Source organism: Enterobacter sp. MGH 16, assembly GCF_000493175.1.
GTDB classification, from domain to species: domain Bacteria; phylum Pseudomonadota; class Gammaproteobacteria; order Enterobacterales; family Enterobacteriaceae; genus Enterobacter; species Enterobacter roggenkampii.
Genome location: NZ_KI535695.1, coordinates 2,019,028 through 2,036,017 on the forward strand (window position 1 = coordinate 2,019,028; position 16,990 = coordinate 2,036,017).

At 55.1% G+C, this 16,990-nt stretch carries 16 protein-coding genes; 7 read left to right on the forward strand and 9 right to left on the reverse strand.

The features are described from left to right. Positions 1–23: 23 nt before the first annotated feature. Entirely contained in the window at positions 24–815 is a 792-nt protein-coding gene (gene kdgR / locus L362_RS13245; protein ID WP_008500482.1) for a DNA-binding transcriptional regulator KdgR, read from the reverse strand. 178 nt (positions 816–993) lie between these two features. Here kdgR and L362_RS13240 point away from each other — a divergent pair, with 178 nt between their 5' ends. Continuing rightward, complete coding sequence (locus L362_RS13240) at positions 994–2,367, forward strand: MFS transporter (protein WP_023344413.1); 1,374 nt, start codon at positions 994–996, stop codon at positions 2,365–2,367. A gap of 50 nt (positions 2,368–2,417) precedes the next feature. Here the strand turns inward: L362_RS13240 and htpX are convergent, their stop codons facing one another. The 4 genes from htpX to L362_RS13220 form a co-directional block, all read right to left on the reverse strand. Continuing rightward, positions 2,418–3,299 carry a protease HtpX gene (gene htpX, locus L362_RS13235; RefSeq protein WP_014884290.1) on the reverse strand — a complete coding sequence of 294 codons (882 nt, stop codon included), beginning with the start codon at positions 3,297–3,299 and terminating at the stop codon, positions 2,418–2,420. A 193-nt stretch (positions 3,300–3,492) separates the two neighbouring features. Then, positions 3,493–5,541: a carboxy terminal-processing peptidase gene (gene prc / locus L362_RS13230; protein ID WP_023344414.1), complete on the reverse strand. Its 2,049-nt coding sequence runs from the start codon at positions 5,539–5,541 to the stop codon at positions 3,493–3,495. A gap of 19 nt (positions 5,542–5,560) precedes the next feature. Further along, the gene (proQ, locus tag L362_RS13225) at positions 5,561–6,247 is read right to left on the reverse strand and encodes an RNA chaperone ProQ (RefSeq protein ID WP_014884292.1); all 687 of its coding nucleotides are present in this window, start codon (positions 6,245–6,247) and stop codon (positions 5,561–5,563) included. A 96-nt stretch (positions 6,248–6,343) separates the two neighbouring features. Continuing rightward, positions 6,344–6,841, reverse strand: a complete 498-nt coding sequence (locus L362_RS13220) for a GAF domain-containing protein (protein ID WP_008500476.1) — start codon at positions 6,839–6,841, stop codon at positions 6,344–6,346. Between the two features lie 132 nt (positions 6,842–6,973). On the opposite strand from L362_RS13220, the gene yebS reads away from it, so the two are divergent. From yebS to L362_RS13200, 4 genes are all read left to right on the forward strand, one after another. Beyond that, positions 6,974–8,257 (forward strand): membrane integrity lipid transport subunit YebS, encoded by a 1,284-nt coding sequence (yebS, locus tag L362_RS13215; RefSeq protein WP_021240425.1) that lies wholly within the window; start codon positions 6,974–6,976, stop codon positions 8,255–8,257. Continuing rightward, the gene (locus L362_RS13210; protein ID WP_023344415.1) at positions 8,226–10,859 is read left to right on the forward strand and encodes a PqiB family protein; all 2,634 of its coding nucleotides are present in this window, start codon (positions 8,226–8,228) and stop codon (positions 10,857–10,859) included. The genes yebS and L362_RS13210 overlap by 32 nt, the downstream gene beginning before the upstream one ends. Positions 10,860–10,936: 77 nt before the next feature. Then, positions 10,937–12,379 carry a 16S rRNA (cytosine(1407)-C(5))-methyltransferase RsmF gene (gene rsmF, locus L362_RS13205; protein ID WP_032637786.1) on the forward strand — a complete coding sequence of 481 codons (1,443 nt, stop codon included), beginning with the start codon at positions 10,937–10,939 and terminating at the stop codon, positions 12,377–12,379. Between the two features lie 106 nt (positions 12,380–12,485). Next, complete coding sequence (locus tag L362_RS13200) at positions 12,486–12,725, forward strand: YebV family protein (protein ID WP_008500472.1); 240 nt, start codon at positions 12,486–12,488, stop codon at positions 12,723–12,725. 34 nt (positions 12,726–12,759) lie between these two features. Here L362_RS13200 and pphA read toward each other — a convergent pair whose 3' ends face one another. After that, the gene (gene pphA / locus L362_RS13195; RefSeq protein WP_023344417.1) at positions 12,760–13,404 is read right to left on the reverse strand and encodes a protein-serine/threonine phosphatase; all 645 of its coding nucleotides are present in this window, start codon (positions 13,402–13,404) and stop codon (positions 12,760–12,762) included. Between the two features lie 176 nt (positions 13,405–13,580). On the opposite strand from pphA, the gene L362_RS13190 reads away from it, so the two are divergent. Then, the gene (locus L362_RS13190; protein WP_023344418.1) at positions 13,581–14,522 is read left to right on the forward strand and encodes a VirK/YbjX family protein; all 942 of its coding nucleotides are present in this window, start codon (positions 13,581–13,583) and stop codon (positions 14,520–14,522) included. A gap of 405 nt (positions 14,523–14,927) precedes the next feature. Here L362_RS13190 and L362_RS13185 read toward each other — a convergent pair whose 3' ends face one another. Genes L362_RS13185 through yobA form a run of 3 tightly spaced genes read right to left on the reverse strand, consistent with a single transcriptional unit; the run spans position 14,928 to position 16,525 of the window. Beyond that, positions 14,928–15,266 (reverse strand): YebY family protein, encoded by a 339-nt coding sequence (locus L362_RS13185; RefSeq protein ID WP_008500468.1) that lies wholly within the window; start codon positions 15,264–15,266, stop codon positions 14,928–14,930. 16 nt (positions 15,267–15,282) lie between these two features. After that, positions 15,283–16,152 carry a copper homeostasis membrane protein CopD gene (copD, locus tag L362_RS13180; RefSeq protein WP_023344419.1) on the reverse strand — a complete coding sequence of 290 codons (870 nt, stop codon included), beginning with the start codon at positions 16,150–16,152 and terminating at the stop codon, positions 15,283–15,285. 1 nt (position 16,153) lies between these two features. Then, entirely contained in the window at positions 16,154–16,525 is a 372-nt protein-coding gene (gene yobA, locus L362_RS13175) for a CopC domain-containing protein YobA (RefSeq protein WP_023344420.1), read from the reverse strand. Positions 16,526–16,662: 137 nt separating this feature from the next. Here yobA and L362_RS13170 point away from each other — a divergent pair, with 137 nt between their 5' ends. Continuing rightward, positions 16,663–16,893, forward strand: coding sequence for a DNA polymerase III subunit theta (locus tag L362_RS13170; protein WP_008500465.1), 231 nt, complete (start codon positions 16,663–16,665; stop codon positions 16,891–16,893). Positions 16,894–16,990: the final 97 nt, after the last annotated feature.

Consider the following 16,990-nt stretch of genomic DNA (forward strand, 5'->3'; position numbering starts at 1 on the left):
GCGTTTTTTCATTTCAGCAGGGATTAAAACGGGTAGTCGTGATAGCCCATCTGTTCAGAAATTTTACGTGCGGCAGTGTGCAGAATAGTCACATACTCATGCAGACGCTCTTCGGAGAAGCGTAAGGTTGGGAAAGAGATACTTAAGCCTGCAATCACCACCCCAAAGCGGTCAAATACCGGGACGCCGATACAGCGCAGCCCCTCTTCCTGCTCTTCGTTATCTTCGCCATACCCTTGCTCGCGCACGCGGTCGAGTACCGTCAGCAGCGCTTCCGTACTGGTAATGGTTCGTTCCGTGCTGCGCTTGTATTCCACGCCTTCGAGGATCTGCTCCACTTCCTCGCGATCGCGCCACGCCAGCAGAACCTTACCAATCGCGGTACTGTAGAGCGGGTTGCGGCGCCCAATGCGCGAATACATGCGCAGATTGTACATGGAGTCGATTTTATGGATGTAAACGATGCTGTCTTCATCCAGCGCACCGAGATGAATGGTCTCTTTGGTCAGGCGAGAGATTTCACGCATCTGAATGTCCGCGCTGCGGATCAGGTCAACGTTTTGTAGCGCACGCGCCCCCAGTTCAAACAGCTTCAGCGTCAGAGAATATTTTTCAGACTCGCCTTCCTGCGCAACGTAACCCAGTGACTTCATGGTTTGCAAAAAGCGATAAACGGTGCTTTTTGACATCATCACGCGCTGTGACAGCTCTGTAATACCTATTTCACGCTCTTCTCCAAGCGCCTGTAAGATGCCAAACACCTTCAGCACGGAAGAAACAGAATCTGGTTGTTTATCCAAATCCGCAATAGCCATTTACCACCTCATAGCGAGTGTTTTATAAAAATCAGAACTGGTTTTTATTATAAGTTCCCGTCATGTCAGCTGCAATCAATCCGCGTTTACTTCGTTACAAATCTGCGACATATCGCGGCTGTAACAATGCTAAAATAGTTACCCTGAGAATAATTTCACGCTGAGCTTTTTACTCCTGATGGACAAGAATCTTTCCGATGGCCTGCCATTACCCCAGCGGTATGGCGCAATAGCGACCATCATTATCGGTATCTCCATGGCCGTCCTTGACGGCGCGATTGCGAACGTTGCCCTGCCAACCATCGCCAGCGACCTGCATGCCTCACCCGCCAGTTCGATTTGGATTGTTAACGCCTACCAGATTGCGATTGTGGTTTCACTGCTCTCGTTCTCTTTCCTGGGCGATATGTTCGGCTATCGCCGGGTGTATCAGTGTGGCCTGGTGGTTTTCACGTTTACCTCCCTGTTCTGCGCCCTTTCAGATTCACTTTATACCCTGACGCTTGCGCGCATCGCCCAGGGCTTTGGCGGCGCGGCGCTGATGAGCGTAAACACGGCGCTGATCCGTTTGATTTATCCGCAGCGCCATCTGGGGCGCGGGATGGGGATAAACTCATTTATTGTGGCCGTCTCTTCAGCCGCAGGGCCAACCATTGCGGCGGCGATCCTTTCCGTCGCGTCATGGCAATGGCTGTTCGCCATTAACGTGCCGCTGGGTATCCTCGCCATCTTCTTTGCCCTGCGCTTTCTTCCCGCTAACGGTCCCAAAATCAGCATGCCGCGCTTCGACGTGACGAGTGCGGTGATGAATGCCCTGACCTTCGGCCTGCTGATTACGGCGCTGAGCGGCTTTGCGCAAGGACAATCGCTGATGCTTACCGGCGCGGAGCTCATCGCCCTGCTGGCGATCGGCTTCTTCTTTGTTCGCCGCCAGCTCACCCTCCCCGCGCCTTTGCTGCCCGTTGATCTGCTGCGTATTCCTCTCTTTTCACTCTCCATTTGCACGTCCGTCTGCTCGTTTTGCGCCCAGATGCTGGCTCTGGTTTCTCTGCCCTTCTTTCTGCAGAGCGTGGTAGGCCGGTCAGAAGTGGAGACCGGACTGCTGCTCACCCCCTGGCCGCTGGCGACCATGGTGATGGCCCCGCTGGCAGGGTACTTAATTGAACGCGTTCACGCCGGTTTACTCGGGGCGCTGGGGCTGGCGGTAATGGCGACAGGCCTTTTCGCACTGGCATTGCTGCCTTCGTCGCCTTCCGATCTGGACATCATCTGGCGCATGATCCTCTGCGGCGCGGGGTTTGGGCTGTTCCAGTCCCCCAATAACCACACCATTATCACCTCAGCGCCGCGACATCGTAGCGGAGGGGCCAGCGGCATGTTGGGAACCGCGCGTCTCCTTGGGCAAAGCACCGGTGCGGCGCTGGTCGCCCTGATGTTTAACCTCGCAGGCCAGAACGGCAACCATGTTGCCCTCCTCACCGCCGGTGTACTTGCCACCCTCGCGGCTATCGTCAGCGGCCTGCGGGTGACCCAGCCCAGGGTTCAGGCATAAAAAAAGCCGGGCGGAGTGTTCTCCTGCCCGGCTTATTGAGTTTTGTTGCGTTACTTCAGGTATTCCCCACTGCGCAGCGCTTCAATACGTTTATCCAGCGGCGGGTGAGACATAAACAGCTCGCTCAGCGATTTGGATTTACCGTTAATGCAGAAGGCCATCATGCTGTTCGCTTCCTGCGGCTCGTAGGAGGTTTTCAGACGCTGCAGCGCGGCAATCATCTTCTCGCGACCAACCAGCTTCGCAGAACCGGCATCCGCGTGGAATTCACGGTGGCGGGAGAACCACATCGTGATGATGCTCGCCAGAATACCGAATACCAGTTCCAGCACCATCGACACGGCAAAATAGATCAGCGGGTTGCCGTTGCTCTCTTCGCCTTCGTCACGGTTGCCGCCCATGAAGCCAGCGGCAATCTGCGCCAGAATACGGGAGATAAAGATCACGAAGGTGTTTACCACGCCCTGAATCAGGGTCATGGTCACCATGTCACCGTTTGCGATATGGCTGATTTCGTGGGCGATAACCGCTTCGGCTTCGTCACGGCTCATGTTCTGCAGCAGTCCGGTGCTAACAGCGACCAGTGACGCATCGCGGCGGGCACCCGTGGCGAACGCGTTGATGTCCGGAGCATGGTAAATGGCCACCTGCGGCATGGCGATCCCGGCCTGACGGGACTGCTGAGCCACCGTATTCATCAGCCACTGTTCCATATCGTTACGCGGCTGTTCAATAACCTCACCCCCTACCGATTTCAATGCCATCCACTTCGACATCAGCAGGGAGATGAACGAGCCACCAAAACCAAACAGCAGCGCCATAATCAACAGACCCTGAACGCTGCTCGACTGAATTCCTGTCAGGCTTAGCACGAGCCCGAAAACCACCATCACCGCCAGGTTGGTGAGCAGGAAGAGCGCGATTCGCATCATAATTTTCTTTTTACCTCAGTTTAACAAAACGCACTATGCGATTACCCACATCGTATGGGTATTGCGGCTATTTTCAAGCATCCGGCGGGCGTAAGTCACCAGAAAGACACAACTTTACACAATTGAAAATCTGGCTGACGGAAGGATGAAGAACAAAAAGAAACAGGCACAATCTCTTGTGCCTGTTGGGAGGTTATTTTGCCGGAGCGGGCTGTACGGCAGGTTTCTCTTTTTCCTGATTCGCCAGGTCGAGCGCGATATGCACCGTCTCGTCGAGATACGGATCCGGCTCCTGGTAATCTTTTGGCAGATCGTCCAGTTTCTTGAGCAGAGGTTTACCTTCACGCTTGAAGCGATCGTTGATACGCGCCAGGCGGGTTGCATCGTCTTCGTTGTTCTCTTTTTCACGCTGAGCGTAGTTCAGAGAAACGATATTCCGCTTATCTTTCAGGGCATTGAATCGGGCAATATCCTTCAGGATGTACTGGAACTCCGGATCTTTCGCGATGCGGTCGTTATGCGCCTTCAGCAGCTCAGGGCCAAATTGCGTCATATCACCCGCTTTCACGTAGGTCGCGGCATTGATGCTGTCCCACGGCAACGCGTTATCTTCAAACTTCTCGCCTGTTTCCGTCTCCTGGGTGCCTGTCGGCATGATGATGTCCGGCGTGACACCCTTACGCTGCGTACTGCCGCCGTTTACGCGGTAGAATTTCTGAATGGTGTACTGAACCGAGCCCAGTGCAGGCCATTCCGGACGCAGCATTTGATCGTAAATCCGATTCAGAGAGCGATACTGCTGAACGGTGCCTTTCCCGAAGGTTGGCTCACCGACGATCAGCGCGCGGCCGTAGTCCTGCATGGCAGCGGCAAAGATCTCAGACGCGGAAGCGCTGAAGCGGTCAACCAGAACCACCAACGGGCCTTTGTAGTAGACCACACCGTCATTGTCCGCATCTTCACGCACTTTACCGTTGTTATCGCGCACCTGAACCACCGGGCCAGATGGGATGAACAGGCCAGAGAGTGAAACCGCTTCCGTCAGCGCCCCGCCGCCGTTACTGCGCAGGTCGATGATGATGCTGCTGACGTTCTGCTTTTCAAGTTTCTGCAGCTGAACTTTCACATCGTCAGTCAACCCGACGTAGAAGCCAGGAATATCCAGGACACCCACCTTCTCTTTACCCACGGTTTTCACCGACATTTTCACCGCGCGATCTTCCAGACGGATACGCTCACGGGTCAGGGTAACGATACGGGTTTTGGTGCCTTTTCCGGCTGGCAGAATTTCCAGACGAACCTTGCTGCCCTTCGGACCTTTGATCAGCGCAACCACGTCATCAAGACGCCAGCCGATCACATCGACCATGTTCTGGCCGGTTTGTCCCACACCCACAATGCGATCGCCTACGCTAATGGCTTTGCTTTTGGATGCCGGGCCACCCGCGACCATCGAATTGATCACCGTATAATCATCGTCCATCTGCAGCACCGCGCCGATACCTTCCAGAGACAGGCTCATTTCGGTATTAAACTGCTCGGTGTTGCGAGGTGAGAGATAGTTGGTGTGAGGATCGATTTCGTGCGCAAAGGCCGTCATGGCCAGTGAGAAAACATCCTCACTGTTGGTCTGTGCCAGGCGACGAATGGCAAATTTGTAACGACGCGTCAGCGTGTCACGGATCTCTTTTTCGTCTTTGCCGGTGAGCTTAAGGCTCAGCTCGTCGTATTTCACTTTGCCGTCCCACAGCGCATTCAGCTCGGCTTCATCTTTTGGCCAGGGCGCTTTGCTGCGGTCCAGATTGAAGGTGTCGTTGCCGGTGAAGTCCATCGGACGTTCCAGCACTTTCAGCGCGTACTCATAGCGTTCGAAGCGGCGCTTTTGCGACAGGTTGTAGAGATCGTAGAAGAGATCCAGCTTGCCTGAACGCAACTCGTCACCCACCTCGGATTTCCGCTTAGCGAACTGCTCGACATCGCTGGCGAGCAAAACGTTATGGCTGTAATCCAGCAAGTTCAGATAGCGGTCAAAGATTTTGGCCGAAAAGGCCTGATCGAGATCGAACTGACGATAGTGCGAACGGGTGAAACGTGAGGTCACGCGCTCGCTCACCGTCGCGTGCTGCGTCTCTTCCTTGAGTACCGGAATTTGATCAACACGCGTGATATCGTCCACTGCAAAGGCGTGACCTGTTATAGCAAACAGGCCCGCCAGCGCGGTGAGCTTAAAAAAAGTGTTCATGCCAGGCTTGGCCTCCGTTTCAGAACAACAAGTGTTCTGCGCGTACAATCATTGACATACCAGAAGTCAGCTGTACACGAACGCCATCTTTGGTGATTTCCAGTACGGTGGCGTCCATAGCATTGTTACCCGCTTTTACCTTCAGTGCCTGACCCACGCTCAGGGCGTTGATGTCAGAAACCGGGGTATGGCGCGGCTCTTCACGAGGCGCACGCGGGGCTTTTGCTGCTGGTTTGTCTGCACGCGGTTTGCGATCGTTATTATCGTGACGACGCGGCGCAGGGCGTGGTTTACGCTCACGACGAGGCGCTTCTTCCTGGCCGTTTGCCGCGGCGGCTTCGCGTTTTTTCGCTTGCTGTTCTGCACGTTGTGCCTGAACGCGTGCTTTGGCTTCTTCCAGCTGCTTGCGCGCGTGCTCAACGTGCTGCTCGTCCAGCTCACCGCAAGGGTTGCCGTCGAGATCCACGCGGGTCGCGCCAGGTTTGATACCGTACAGGTAACGCCAGCTCGAAGTATAAAGACGTAAGGCGGAACGCAGCTGAGTTTTGCTGAGGTTCATTTCCCCTTCAACACGCGCCACCAGATCCTGAAAAATACCGACTTTCAGGGGACGAGCTTCGCCTTCCGCGCTGAAGCACTGCGGGAAACGCTCGGCCAGAAATGCGATAACTTCTTTACTGCTATTCAACTTAGGTTGATTTTCCATGAAATTTCCTGATTACAACGGACGTTGCCAACAAGCGCAGGCATGAACAGGCGTCATTATAATGACGCTATCAGTAAATGCTACGTTATCCGTTGATTATCCTGCGACGCTCGCAAAGAATTTTTGATAATCGGTTGCTGCGAGTACGTTTTCCAGATTCGCCACCAGCTCGCGCAGCCCCTGTTCGTCCTCGGTTGTAAAGCGACTGAAGACCGTACTGTCGATGTCCAGAACGCCAATAATCTGATTTTTAACCACCAGCGGCAGAACGATTTCAGAATTACTGGCGGCATCACAGGCGATGTGCCCGTCAAACGCATGAACGTCTTCCACACGCTGGACCTGATTCTCGGCCACCGCCGTGCCGCATACGCCACGCCCTACCGGAATACGCACGCAGGCCAGTTTGCCCTGGAACGGACCGAGCACCAGCGTTTCACCTTCCAGAAGGTAAAAGCCAGCCCAGTTCACGTCAGAGAGACGTTCAAACAGCAATGCGCTAGTATTTGCCAGAGTGGCTAAGAAGCTGGTCTCACCCGCCATCAATGCCTTAAAATCGCGGTTCAGATCCGCGTAGAATTCTGTTTTGTTCATTATTCAATCACTTAGTTGTCTTACAAAATTACCGCATAGCCTATTAAAATAAGCATTAAATGCGCTCATGCTCAAGATGAATCCGTTCATGAGTTATTATAACTTTCAACAATACTTATTTGTGCGCAGCTGATGGCCTTAAAAACAACCAAAATTACGCCGACAAGAAAGATAACTGTCCATACGGTAAGCGAAGCTTTGCCTCGTGCACATTATCAGCGTTGCCCCCAGTGCGATACGCTTTTTATGTTGCCGAAGATGAAATCGCACCAAAGTGCCTTCTGTCCCCGCTGTGACGCCAAAATTCGCGATGGCCGCGACTGGTCGTTGACCCGCCTCGCCGCCATGGCCGTTACCATGCTGCTGCTGATGCCCTTCGCCTGGAGTGAGCCGCTGCTAAAACTCTACCTGCTCGGCGTGCGCATTGACGCCAACGTGCTGCAGGGCATCTGGCAGATGACCCGTCAGGGCGATCCCATCACCGCCGCGATGGTGCTGTTCTGCACCGTCGGCGCACCGCTTGTGCTGGTTGCCGCCATTGCCTATCTCTGGTTTGGCAATATTCTTGGCATGAACCTTCGCCCGGTGCTGCTGATGCTGGATAAGCTCAAAGAGTGGGTCATGCTGGATATTTATCTGGTCGGCGTGGGGGTTGCGTCAATAAAGGTGCAGGACTACGCCTTTTTGCAGCCCGGCGTCGGACTCTTTGCCTTCATCTGTCTGGTATTGCTGAGCATCCTGACGCTGATCCACCTGAACGTTGAGCAGCTCTGGGAGCGATTCTACCCTCAGCGCCCCGCCACGCGTCCCGATGAAAATCTGCGCGTCTGTCTGGGTTGCCACTATACCGGGTTACCCGACACGCGCGGACGCTGCCCGCGGTGCCACATTCCGTTGAGACTGCGGCGCAATAACAGCCTGCAAAAATGCTGGGCGGCGCTGATCGCCTCCCTGGTGTTTCTGATCCCCGCCAATATGCTGCCGATTTCCATCATTTACGTGAATGGTGGACGTCAGGAGGATACTATCCTTTCCGGGATTATCTCCCTTGCGCACAGCAATGTCGGGGTGGCGGCGATCGTCTTTATTGCCAGTATCCTGGTTCCCTTTACCAAAGTGGTGGTGATGATTACCCTGCTCATCAGCATTCACTTAAAGTGTGAACAAGGTTTACGGACCCGCATTTTGCTTCTGCGATTCGTCACCTGGATTGGCCGCTGGTCAATGTTAGATCTGTTCGTGATTTCGCTGATGATGTCGCTCATCAATCGCGATCAGTTACTTGCTTTTACAATGGGACCCGCGGCTTTTTATTTCGGCTCTGCGGTGATATTGACTATTCTTGCTGTGGAATGGCTGGATAGCCGCTTACTTTGGGATGCACATGAGTCAGGAAACCCCCGCTTCGCCGACTGAAGCGAGAATTAAAACAAAACGCCGCATTTCGCCATTCTGGTTGCTGCCCGTCATCGCCCTGATGATTGCAGGCTGGCTTATCTGGACAAGCTATGAGGATCGCGGCAGTACCGTCACCATTGATTTCCAGACCGCCGACGGCATCGTCGCCGGGCGAACCCCCGTACGCTTCCAGGGGGTTGAAGTGGGTACGGTTCAGGATATCTCCCTTGGAAAAGGGCTGAATAAGATTCAGGTGCGGGTCAGTATCAAATCTGACATGCAGGATGCCCTGCGCAGCGAAACGCAGTTCTGGCTGGTGACGCCAAAAGCCTCGCTGGCCGGTGTTTCCGGTCTGGATGCGCTCGTCGGCGGTAACTATATCGGCATGATGCCCGGCAAAGGCGAACCGCAGGATCACTTTGTGGCTCTGGATACGCAGCCCAAATACCGCCTCAATAACGGCGATTTGATGATTCATCTCCAGGCGCCGGACCTCGGTTCCCTGAACAGCGGCTCCCTGGTCTATTTTCGTAAGATCCCGGTTGGCCGCGTGTACGACTACGCGATTAACCCGAATAAACAGGGCGTCACCATTGATGTGCTGATCGAACGTCGCTTCACCAATCTGGTGAAAAAAGGCAGCCGCTTCTGGAACGTGTCCGGCGTGGATGCCGACCTCAGCCTGAGCGGTGCAAAAGTGAAGCTGGAGAGTCTGGCCGCACTGGTGAACGGCGCCATCGCCTTTGACTCCCCGGAAAACTCAAGCCCTGCCACCGCTGATGACACGTTCGGATTATACGCCGATCTGGCGCACAGCCAGCGCGGCGTGATCGTCAAACTCGCCCTTCCCGATGCTAAAGGACTAAAAGCGGGTTCAACGCCGCTGATGTATCAGGGTCTGCAGGTCGGCCAGCTCACCAAAATGACGCTCAACCCGGGCGGTTCGGTCACTGGCGAAATGACGGTCGATCCGAGCGTGGTCGATCTCCTGCGCGAGAAAACGCGCATCGAAATGCGCAGTCCAAAGATCTCCCTGAACGATACCAGCCTCAGCACGCTGCTGACCGGCAATACCTTTGAGCTGATCCCCGGGGAAGGTCAGCCCAGCAATAGCTTCGTGATTGCCCCGGCGGATAAAGCCCTGCTGCAAAAGCCGGGCGTCGTGACGGTTACGCTCAATGCGCCAGAAAGCTATGGGATTGAAGCCGGTCAGCCGTTGATTTTACACGGCGTGCAGGTGGGACAGGTGCTGGAGCGGAAGCTCTCCGCGGATGGGGTGCAATTCTCCGTTGCCATCGACCCGCAATACAGAGACCTGGTACATGGCGACAGTAAATTCGTGGTGAACAGTCGCGTCGACGTGAAGGTAGGTCTGGACGGCGTGGAGTTTCTCGGCGCCAGCGCCAGCGAATGGGTGAACGGCGGCATCCGTATTTTGCCGGGGGATAAAGGCCCCGTGCGCGACAGCTACCCGCTGTATGCCAACCTTGAGAAAGCGATTGAAAACAGCCTGAGCGATCTTCCTACCACCACGCTGACGTTAAGCGCCGAGACCCTGCCGGACGTTCAGGCGGGCTCCGTGGTGCTGTATCGCAAGTTTGAAGTCGGGGAAGTGATCACCGTTCGCCCGCGTGCCGACGCCTTTGATATCGAACTGCACATCAAGCCGGAGTACCGCAAGCTGCTGACGCCGAACAGCGTCTTCTGGGCTGAAGGCGGCGCGAAAGTGCAGCTGAACGGTAATGGACTGACCGTGCAGGCCTCTCCGCTGTCACGCGCGCTGCGCGGGGCGATTAGCTTCGATAACCTCAGCGGAGCGGGCGCGAACCTGCGTAAAGGCGATAAGCGAATTCTCTTCCCGTCCGAGACCGCCGCACGCGCCGTGGGCGGGCAGATTACCCTGCACGCGTTTGACGCCGGCAAGCTGGCGGAAGGCATGCCCATCCGCTACCTGGGCATTGATATCGGGCAGATCCAGAAGCTGACGCTGATCACCTCGCGCAACGAGGTGCAGGCTACCGCCGTGCTCTACCCGGAATATGTGCAGACCTTTGCGCGCGCGGGTTCGCGCTTCTCGGTGGTGACACCGCAGATCTCGGCCGCAGGCGTTGAGCATCTCGACACCATTTTGCAGCCGTACATCAACGTTGAGCCCGGCCAGGGCAATGCCCGTCGTGATTTCGAGCTGCAGGAAGCCACGATCACCGACTCGCGCTACCTTGGTGGCCTGAGCATCGTGGTGGAAGTGCCGGAAGCCGGCTCGCTGAGCATCGGCACGCCGGTCCTGTTCCGCGGCATTGAGGTCGGTACGGTCACGGGCCTGACGCTCGGGACGCTCTCCGACCGCGTGATGGTGGCGCTACGCATCAGCGAACGCTACCAGCACCTGGTGCGTAATAACTCGGTGTTCTGGCTGGCATCCGGCTACTCGCTGGACTTCGGCCTGACGGGAGGCGTGGTGAAAACCGGGACCTTCAACCAGTTCATTCGCGGTGGTATTGCGTTTGCCTCACCGCCGGGGACGCCGCTGGCGCCGAAAGCGCAGCCGGGTAAACATTTCCTGCTGCTCGAAAGCGAACCGAAAGAGTGGCGCGAATGGGGAACCGCCCTGCCGCGTTAATCTGCAAGGCTCCGGTGTCAACGCACCGGAGCCTTTATGTTACACTGCGCACCTGAACTTTTCCCTGTGGTGTGCCCGTGGCTCAAAACTCCGTATTTCTTCCTGAACAATTCCTGGCGCAGATGCGCGAGGCGCTTCCTTCTCACCTGTCGTTAGACGATTTTATCGCCGCCTGCCAGCGTCCGTTACGCCGCAGTATTCGCGTCAACACGCTGAAAATCAGCGTCGAGGATTTTCTGGCGCTGGTCGCGCCCTACAGCTGGCAGCTTACGCCGGTACCGTGGTGCGCTGAGGGGTTCTGGATCGAGCGCGATGACGAAGACGCCGTGCCGCTGGGAAGCACCGCTGAACATCTGAGCGGCCTGTTCTATATCCAGGAAGCCAGCTCGATGCTGCCGGTGGCAGCCCTGTTCGCCGATGGCAATGCGCCCGAGCGCGTGATGGATGTGGCCGCGGCGCCCGGCTCAAAAACCACGCAGATTGCCGCCCGTATGGGTAACCGGGGCGCGATCCTCGCCAACGAGTTTTCCGCCAGCCGCGTGAAGGTATTGCATGCCAACATCAGCCGCTGCGGTATTCATAACGTTGCCCTGACGCACTTCGACGGCCGCGTGTTTGGCGCTGCCCTGCCGGAAGCCTTCGACGCCATTCTGCTGGACGCTCCCTGCTCCGGCGAAGGGGTGGTGCGTAAAGATCCCGATGCGTTAAAGAACTGGTCCGTGGAAAGCAACCTTGAGATCGCCGCCACGCAGCGGGAGTTGATCGAAAGCGCATTCCATGCCCTTCGCCCAGGCGGCACGCTGGTCTATTCAACGTGCACCTTAAACCGCGATGAAAACGAAGACGTCTGCCTGTGGCTGAAAGCGCAATACCCGGATGCGGTCGAATTCCTGCCGCTTAACGATCTGTTTGTCTCAGCACAGGAGGCGATTACGCCGGAGGGTTTCCTCCACGTATTCCCGCAGATTTACGACTGCGAAGGCTTCTTTGTGGCACGTCTGCGTAAAACGCAGGCGGTTGCTCCCCTGCCCGCACCCAAATTCAAGGTCGGCACCTTCCCGTTTGCCCCCCTCAAAGGGCGCGATGCAGCACAGCTTGTCGCCGCCGCCGAAAAGGTTGGTCTGGTCTGGGATGAGAGCCTGCACCTCTGGATCCGTGATAAAGAGGTATGGCTGTTCCCGGCTGAGATCGAACCGCTCATCGGAAAGGTCCGTTTTTCCCGAATCGGGATCCGCCTGACGGAAGTGCATAATAAAGGCTATCGCTGGCAGCATGAGGCCGTCATCGCCCTTGCCGGGCACGAGAATGCCTTTGCCCTGACGCATCAGGAAGCCGAAGAGTGGTACCGTGGTCGCGATGTCTATCCTGACAGCACGCCATCAGGCGATGAAGTGATCGTGACGTATCAGGGATACCCGCTCGGGCTGGCAAAAAAAGTCGGTTCACGACTGAAAAACAGCTATCCGCGCGAGCTGGTCCGGGATGGACGACTGTTTACCGGTAACGATCGCTCGGCCTGAAAAAAAGCGCATTTTTTTACTGGCGATTTTGCTCTCCTTGTCTACGATCAAAAATGGGTGGCCGTACTGGTCATACCAGATTTTGACAACCGACCCGGAGAGCACTATGACGAAAACCAGCGTGCGTATTGGCGCTTTTGAGATCGACGACGCAGAACTGCGCGGCGAAGCGCAAGGCGATCGAACGTTAAGTATTCCCTGCAAATCCGACCCGGATTTGTGCATGCAGCTCGATGCATGGGATGCAGACACCAGCGTCCCGGCAATACTTGATGGCGAACATTCTGTTCTTTACCGTGAGCATTACGATAGTAAAACCGATGCCTGGGTCATGCGTCTTGCCTGACCTAAAGAGAACCCGCCCGAAGGCGGGTTATTTATTACTGCAGCTGCGCCAGCGTAAAGTAACCGTCAAATACGGCGCCCGTATCAATGTAGTGGAGATTGTCAAAATCATACCTTCTGTCGACGGGCGTATGTCCGAACCAGAAATGATCCGCACCGCTGATGCCCTGCCCTTTACCCACCATAAACCCCGTCAACCGATCGCGATCCCATAAAACGCGCTGGGCGCTCACCGGTTTTTGCCAGCGGTATTCCGCTGCCGGATAATCCGCATGGGCAATCACGTTCAGACCGTTCGCACAGGTTATCTCGATGATATGCGGTAAATCGTGACAGGCCTCAAGCAACGACAGCGCAAGCTGTTGCTGGTCCCGTTCAAGTTGCCTGAACCATATTCCACCATTCATTGTCCAGAGTGAAAAATCGTTATTATCCAGACTGTCGAGCGCCATTTGCTCATGGTTGCCCCGGACGGCACGAAACCATTTTTCATTGATAAGCTGTAATGATTTAACGCTGTCCGGACCGCGATCGATCATATCCCCAACGGAAATAAGCAAATCCTCATACGGATTAAAATGACGGCGTTTAAGCTCATCCATAAGCCGCTGATAACAGCCATGTATATCGCTGACCACCCAGACGTGACGCCACTTTCGACCATCTATTCGCTCATACATAGAACCTCCCACAAGAGAGTGTAGCTGCAGCTAACATATGCGCAGGGAAGCTCCGCTGGAGCGCTTTTCATAAAGTTAAACAAACAGTAAACTAAGGATAAATAAATATTTCACCAGTATTAATACACTTTTGCATGCCCCTAAAATATGCATTGCATAAACTTTGAGGTCTTTCCGTGTCAAATAAGCGCCTGCAAGAAGATGTGCCACATTCGCATCGTACCCATATCATTTCCGAACTGGTGAAAGGTAAACTCGTTCCAGGTCCTATCTGGCAAAAACGCGAGTACCGTCTCAAATTTCTGTTACGTTCACTGCTGTTCTGGTCTTCCACGCATCGCATGCTCAATGCACTGGCTCGCCGCAACGATTTCGACCAGCTGCTGGCTTCGCAAATCACCCTGCCGAGCAAAACGCATCGCCAGTATCTCATGCGGGGGATGAATGCCAACGCACGGGCCAATGCCATCATCACCCATTATCAGTGGATTGACTCCCTAAGAGATGCCGGGCTAATCGCCGCCTTAACCGGGCCGCAAGAACAATCCATTGTTGAGTTTCATGCTAAAGATGGCGTGAGCTATAACGTTAATGCCATGAACGCCAGTAAAGCAGAGCGTGAGGGCGAGTGTACGCTGTGGCTGCGTGATAACGAAAATACCCTGCTTGCGAGCGTGACGTTTTGCGTTACGCGTGAAAACGGAGAATATGCGCTGGTGATTGGGGGTCTTCAGGGCCCGCGCCGCAGCGTATCCCGCGATGTAATCAAACAGGCGACCCGTGCCTGCCATGGTCTTTTCCCGAAACGCGTGTTGATGGAAGTGCTTTTCCAGCTTGCAACCCTTTCCGGCATGAAAGCCATTTACGCAGTCAGCGATGAAGGGCATATCTTCCGCGCGCTGCGCTATCGTCTGAGTAAAGGTCGTCATTTCCATGCCAGCTACGACGAGTTTTGGGCTTCTATTGACGGTCAAAAACGCTCGACCTTCAGTTGGCAGCTCCCGCTGCATATGGAGCGCAAATCCCTTGAAGAAATTGCCAGTAAAAAACGCGCTGAATACCGCCGTCGCTTTGAGCTGCTTGATGAAATCGAGGCGTCGGTTAGGTCGTACTTTTAGACCCCGCACGCGCTTTACTGAATTGCACACGAAAATTTAACAAAACAGGCAAAAAGGGCTGGACTACAGCATGCCGTAGTGTGTTATGTTTTAACCAGACGTACAGAACGTGCGCTGCAGAAGTGAGACAACGAAAGGATTAGTCTTTTACTTTCATGCAGATAAAAAGAGACCGAATACGATTCCTGTATTCGGTCCAGGGAAATGGCTCTTGGGAGAGAGCCGTGCGCTAAAAGTTGGCATTAATGCAGGCTAAGTCGCCTTGCCTTTTAAGAATAGATGACGACGCCAGGTTTTCCAGTCCACAGCTAAAGCGGTCGGAAAAAAAGCGCCAGAGCATCATAAAATGTGAAAAACCGCAGTGCTTTCGCAAGCATCTGCGGTTTTTTATTGCAAACCTGAACGTTAGCAGAGCTTGTCGGCGCGCTCGATAAACGGGGCCAGACTCATTTTCTGTCCCGGATTCGCCGGGTCATCGATCTGAATGATGCTAATCGGCTGGCCGCTGCTCTTTCCGCTGGCCACCTGCTGCTCGGCGGTTTCATTTAACGGGTATTGCACCAGCGTGCTCGGGTTGATGGCATACAGCGCATGGCCCGGACGGCAGGTCAGCATCACCTCTTCGCGGTTGAACGCCCATTTATCCTTACCCACTTCAAAACGGCTGACGGTGATAACCTGCGGTGCGGCAAACGCGCTCCCCGTGCAGGCCAGCAATATGAGAGAAAGTACTGTCTTTTTCATATGATATTTAACCTTGTCAGAAGGGTTCCCAGGTGGCGAACAGACTGACCGTTGCCAGTACCAGCGCCCCCAGCACCACTTCTGCCTGTGTCATCCTGATAAAAATCTGTTGTGCTCGCCCGGTCTCCGGACGAAACCGTGGCACCAGAAAATACCGATTTGCCAGCGCAATTACCACCATCAACGCCACCAGCGCACATTTGAACAACAAAAACTGCACGTAGTCAGCCTGCCAGGGAACATGGACGCCCAGTATCATGAGCGCATTGACCGCTCCGCTGAGCAGCACGCCCGCGACCGCATAATGGCCCACGCGCGAGAAGCGCATCATGGTATAGATGGCGGCATTCTGCCAGCGCCCGTTCGCCAGACGCATGCAGAACAGCAGGGGCAGTAATCCGCCAAGCCAGGTAGCAGCACAGATCAGGTGAAAAGCGTGATTAAGGCGCTGCAGCGCCCCCATCGGACCGTCGTTCATCGCCGCGTGCCCTACCCCCGCCAGCAGGATAAGCTGCCCCATGGCGAGCAGCAGCAGCCGCGAACCCTTCAGCGGCGCGAGCCATGCTGCAGCGACCGTCATCGCAGCGAGAATCATTTGCCACAGCCAGACGCCGCCAAACTGTGTCCTCATTACGCCGGACCAGACCTGTGGGGCAAATACGTCGCCCCAACCGTTACCCATCTGCCCGCCCTGAAGCATAAACATCAGGAGTGCAGCCGCCAGGCTCACAAAAGCCGCCACTTTCTGCTGCAGCTGGAAACGTCGGGACATCAGCCGCTGGAGAGAGGAAGGCGCAAACCAGACGCTGTAAAGCGCGTTGCCAAAAATCAGCATCAGCGCCCCGAAATGGATAAAGCGCAACCCGATATAACACAGCGCCAGCATGCTATTTCACGCTAAAGTGATAGCTACCTTTGGTTTTATGACCGTCTACAGAGACGACATGCCAGTCTACCTGGTACGTCCCTGGCGTCAGCGTTTGGTCCAGCGGAACGGTGAGCTGCGCCTTGTTCTTTTCGTCGCGCGTGGCGGTTCCCGTTTTGATGACCTGCTTTTGCGCATCCGTCACCACCACACCGCTAAATTCCGGTTCGATGCCTTCTGAAAAATTCAGCGTCAGTGCCTGCGGAGCGCTCACCACGCTGTCCGCTGCCGGGATCGGCTGCTTAAGGTGCGCATGCGCCAGCACGGAGGGGGTCATCATTGTAGAGGCCAGAAAAACCAGTGCGCATACCGCGCGGGAAGCGGAGAAACCCATCGCAATCATTCCTTTTTGTTATGTCTGTATGCTAAAGAATAACGCTGTATAATAAACGAGTCGAGGATCATCCTGCCTCCGCTTGTCATCGTCGTGCAATCGCGGTAACGTTGCCGCCGCATAAAAAGGAGAAGGTAATGAAGATCAATCTGGCCGCCCTTCCACAGGACGAGATGGATAAAGTGAATGTCGATCTCGCTGCCGCTGGCGTCGCGTTTAAAGAGCGTTACAACATGCCTGTCGTGGCTGAAGTCGTTGAACGGGAACAGCCCGCCCATCTGCGCGACTGGTTTCGCGAAAGACTCATCGCCCACCGTCTCGCCTCGGTCAACCTCTCCCGTTTACCGTACGAACCTAAAGTTAAATAAGCTTAACGAGCCGTTACACTTCCTTACGCTGAATCTGGCAGGATAAGAAAACCCTGATAAATTTAGGTGTATTCTTAAATCCCTGCGACTCAGTGTA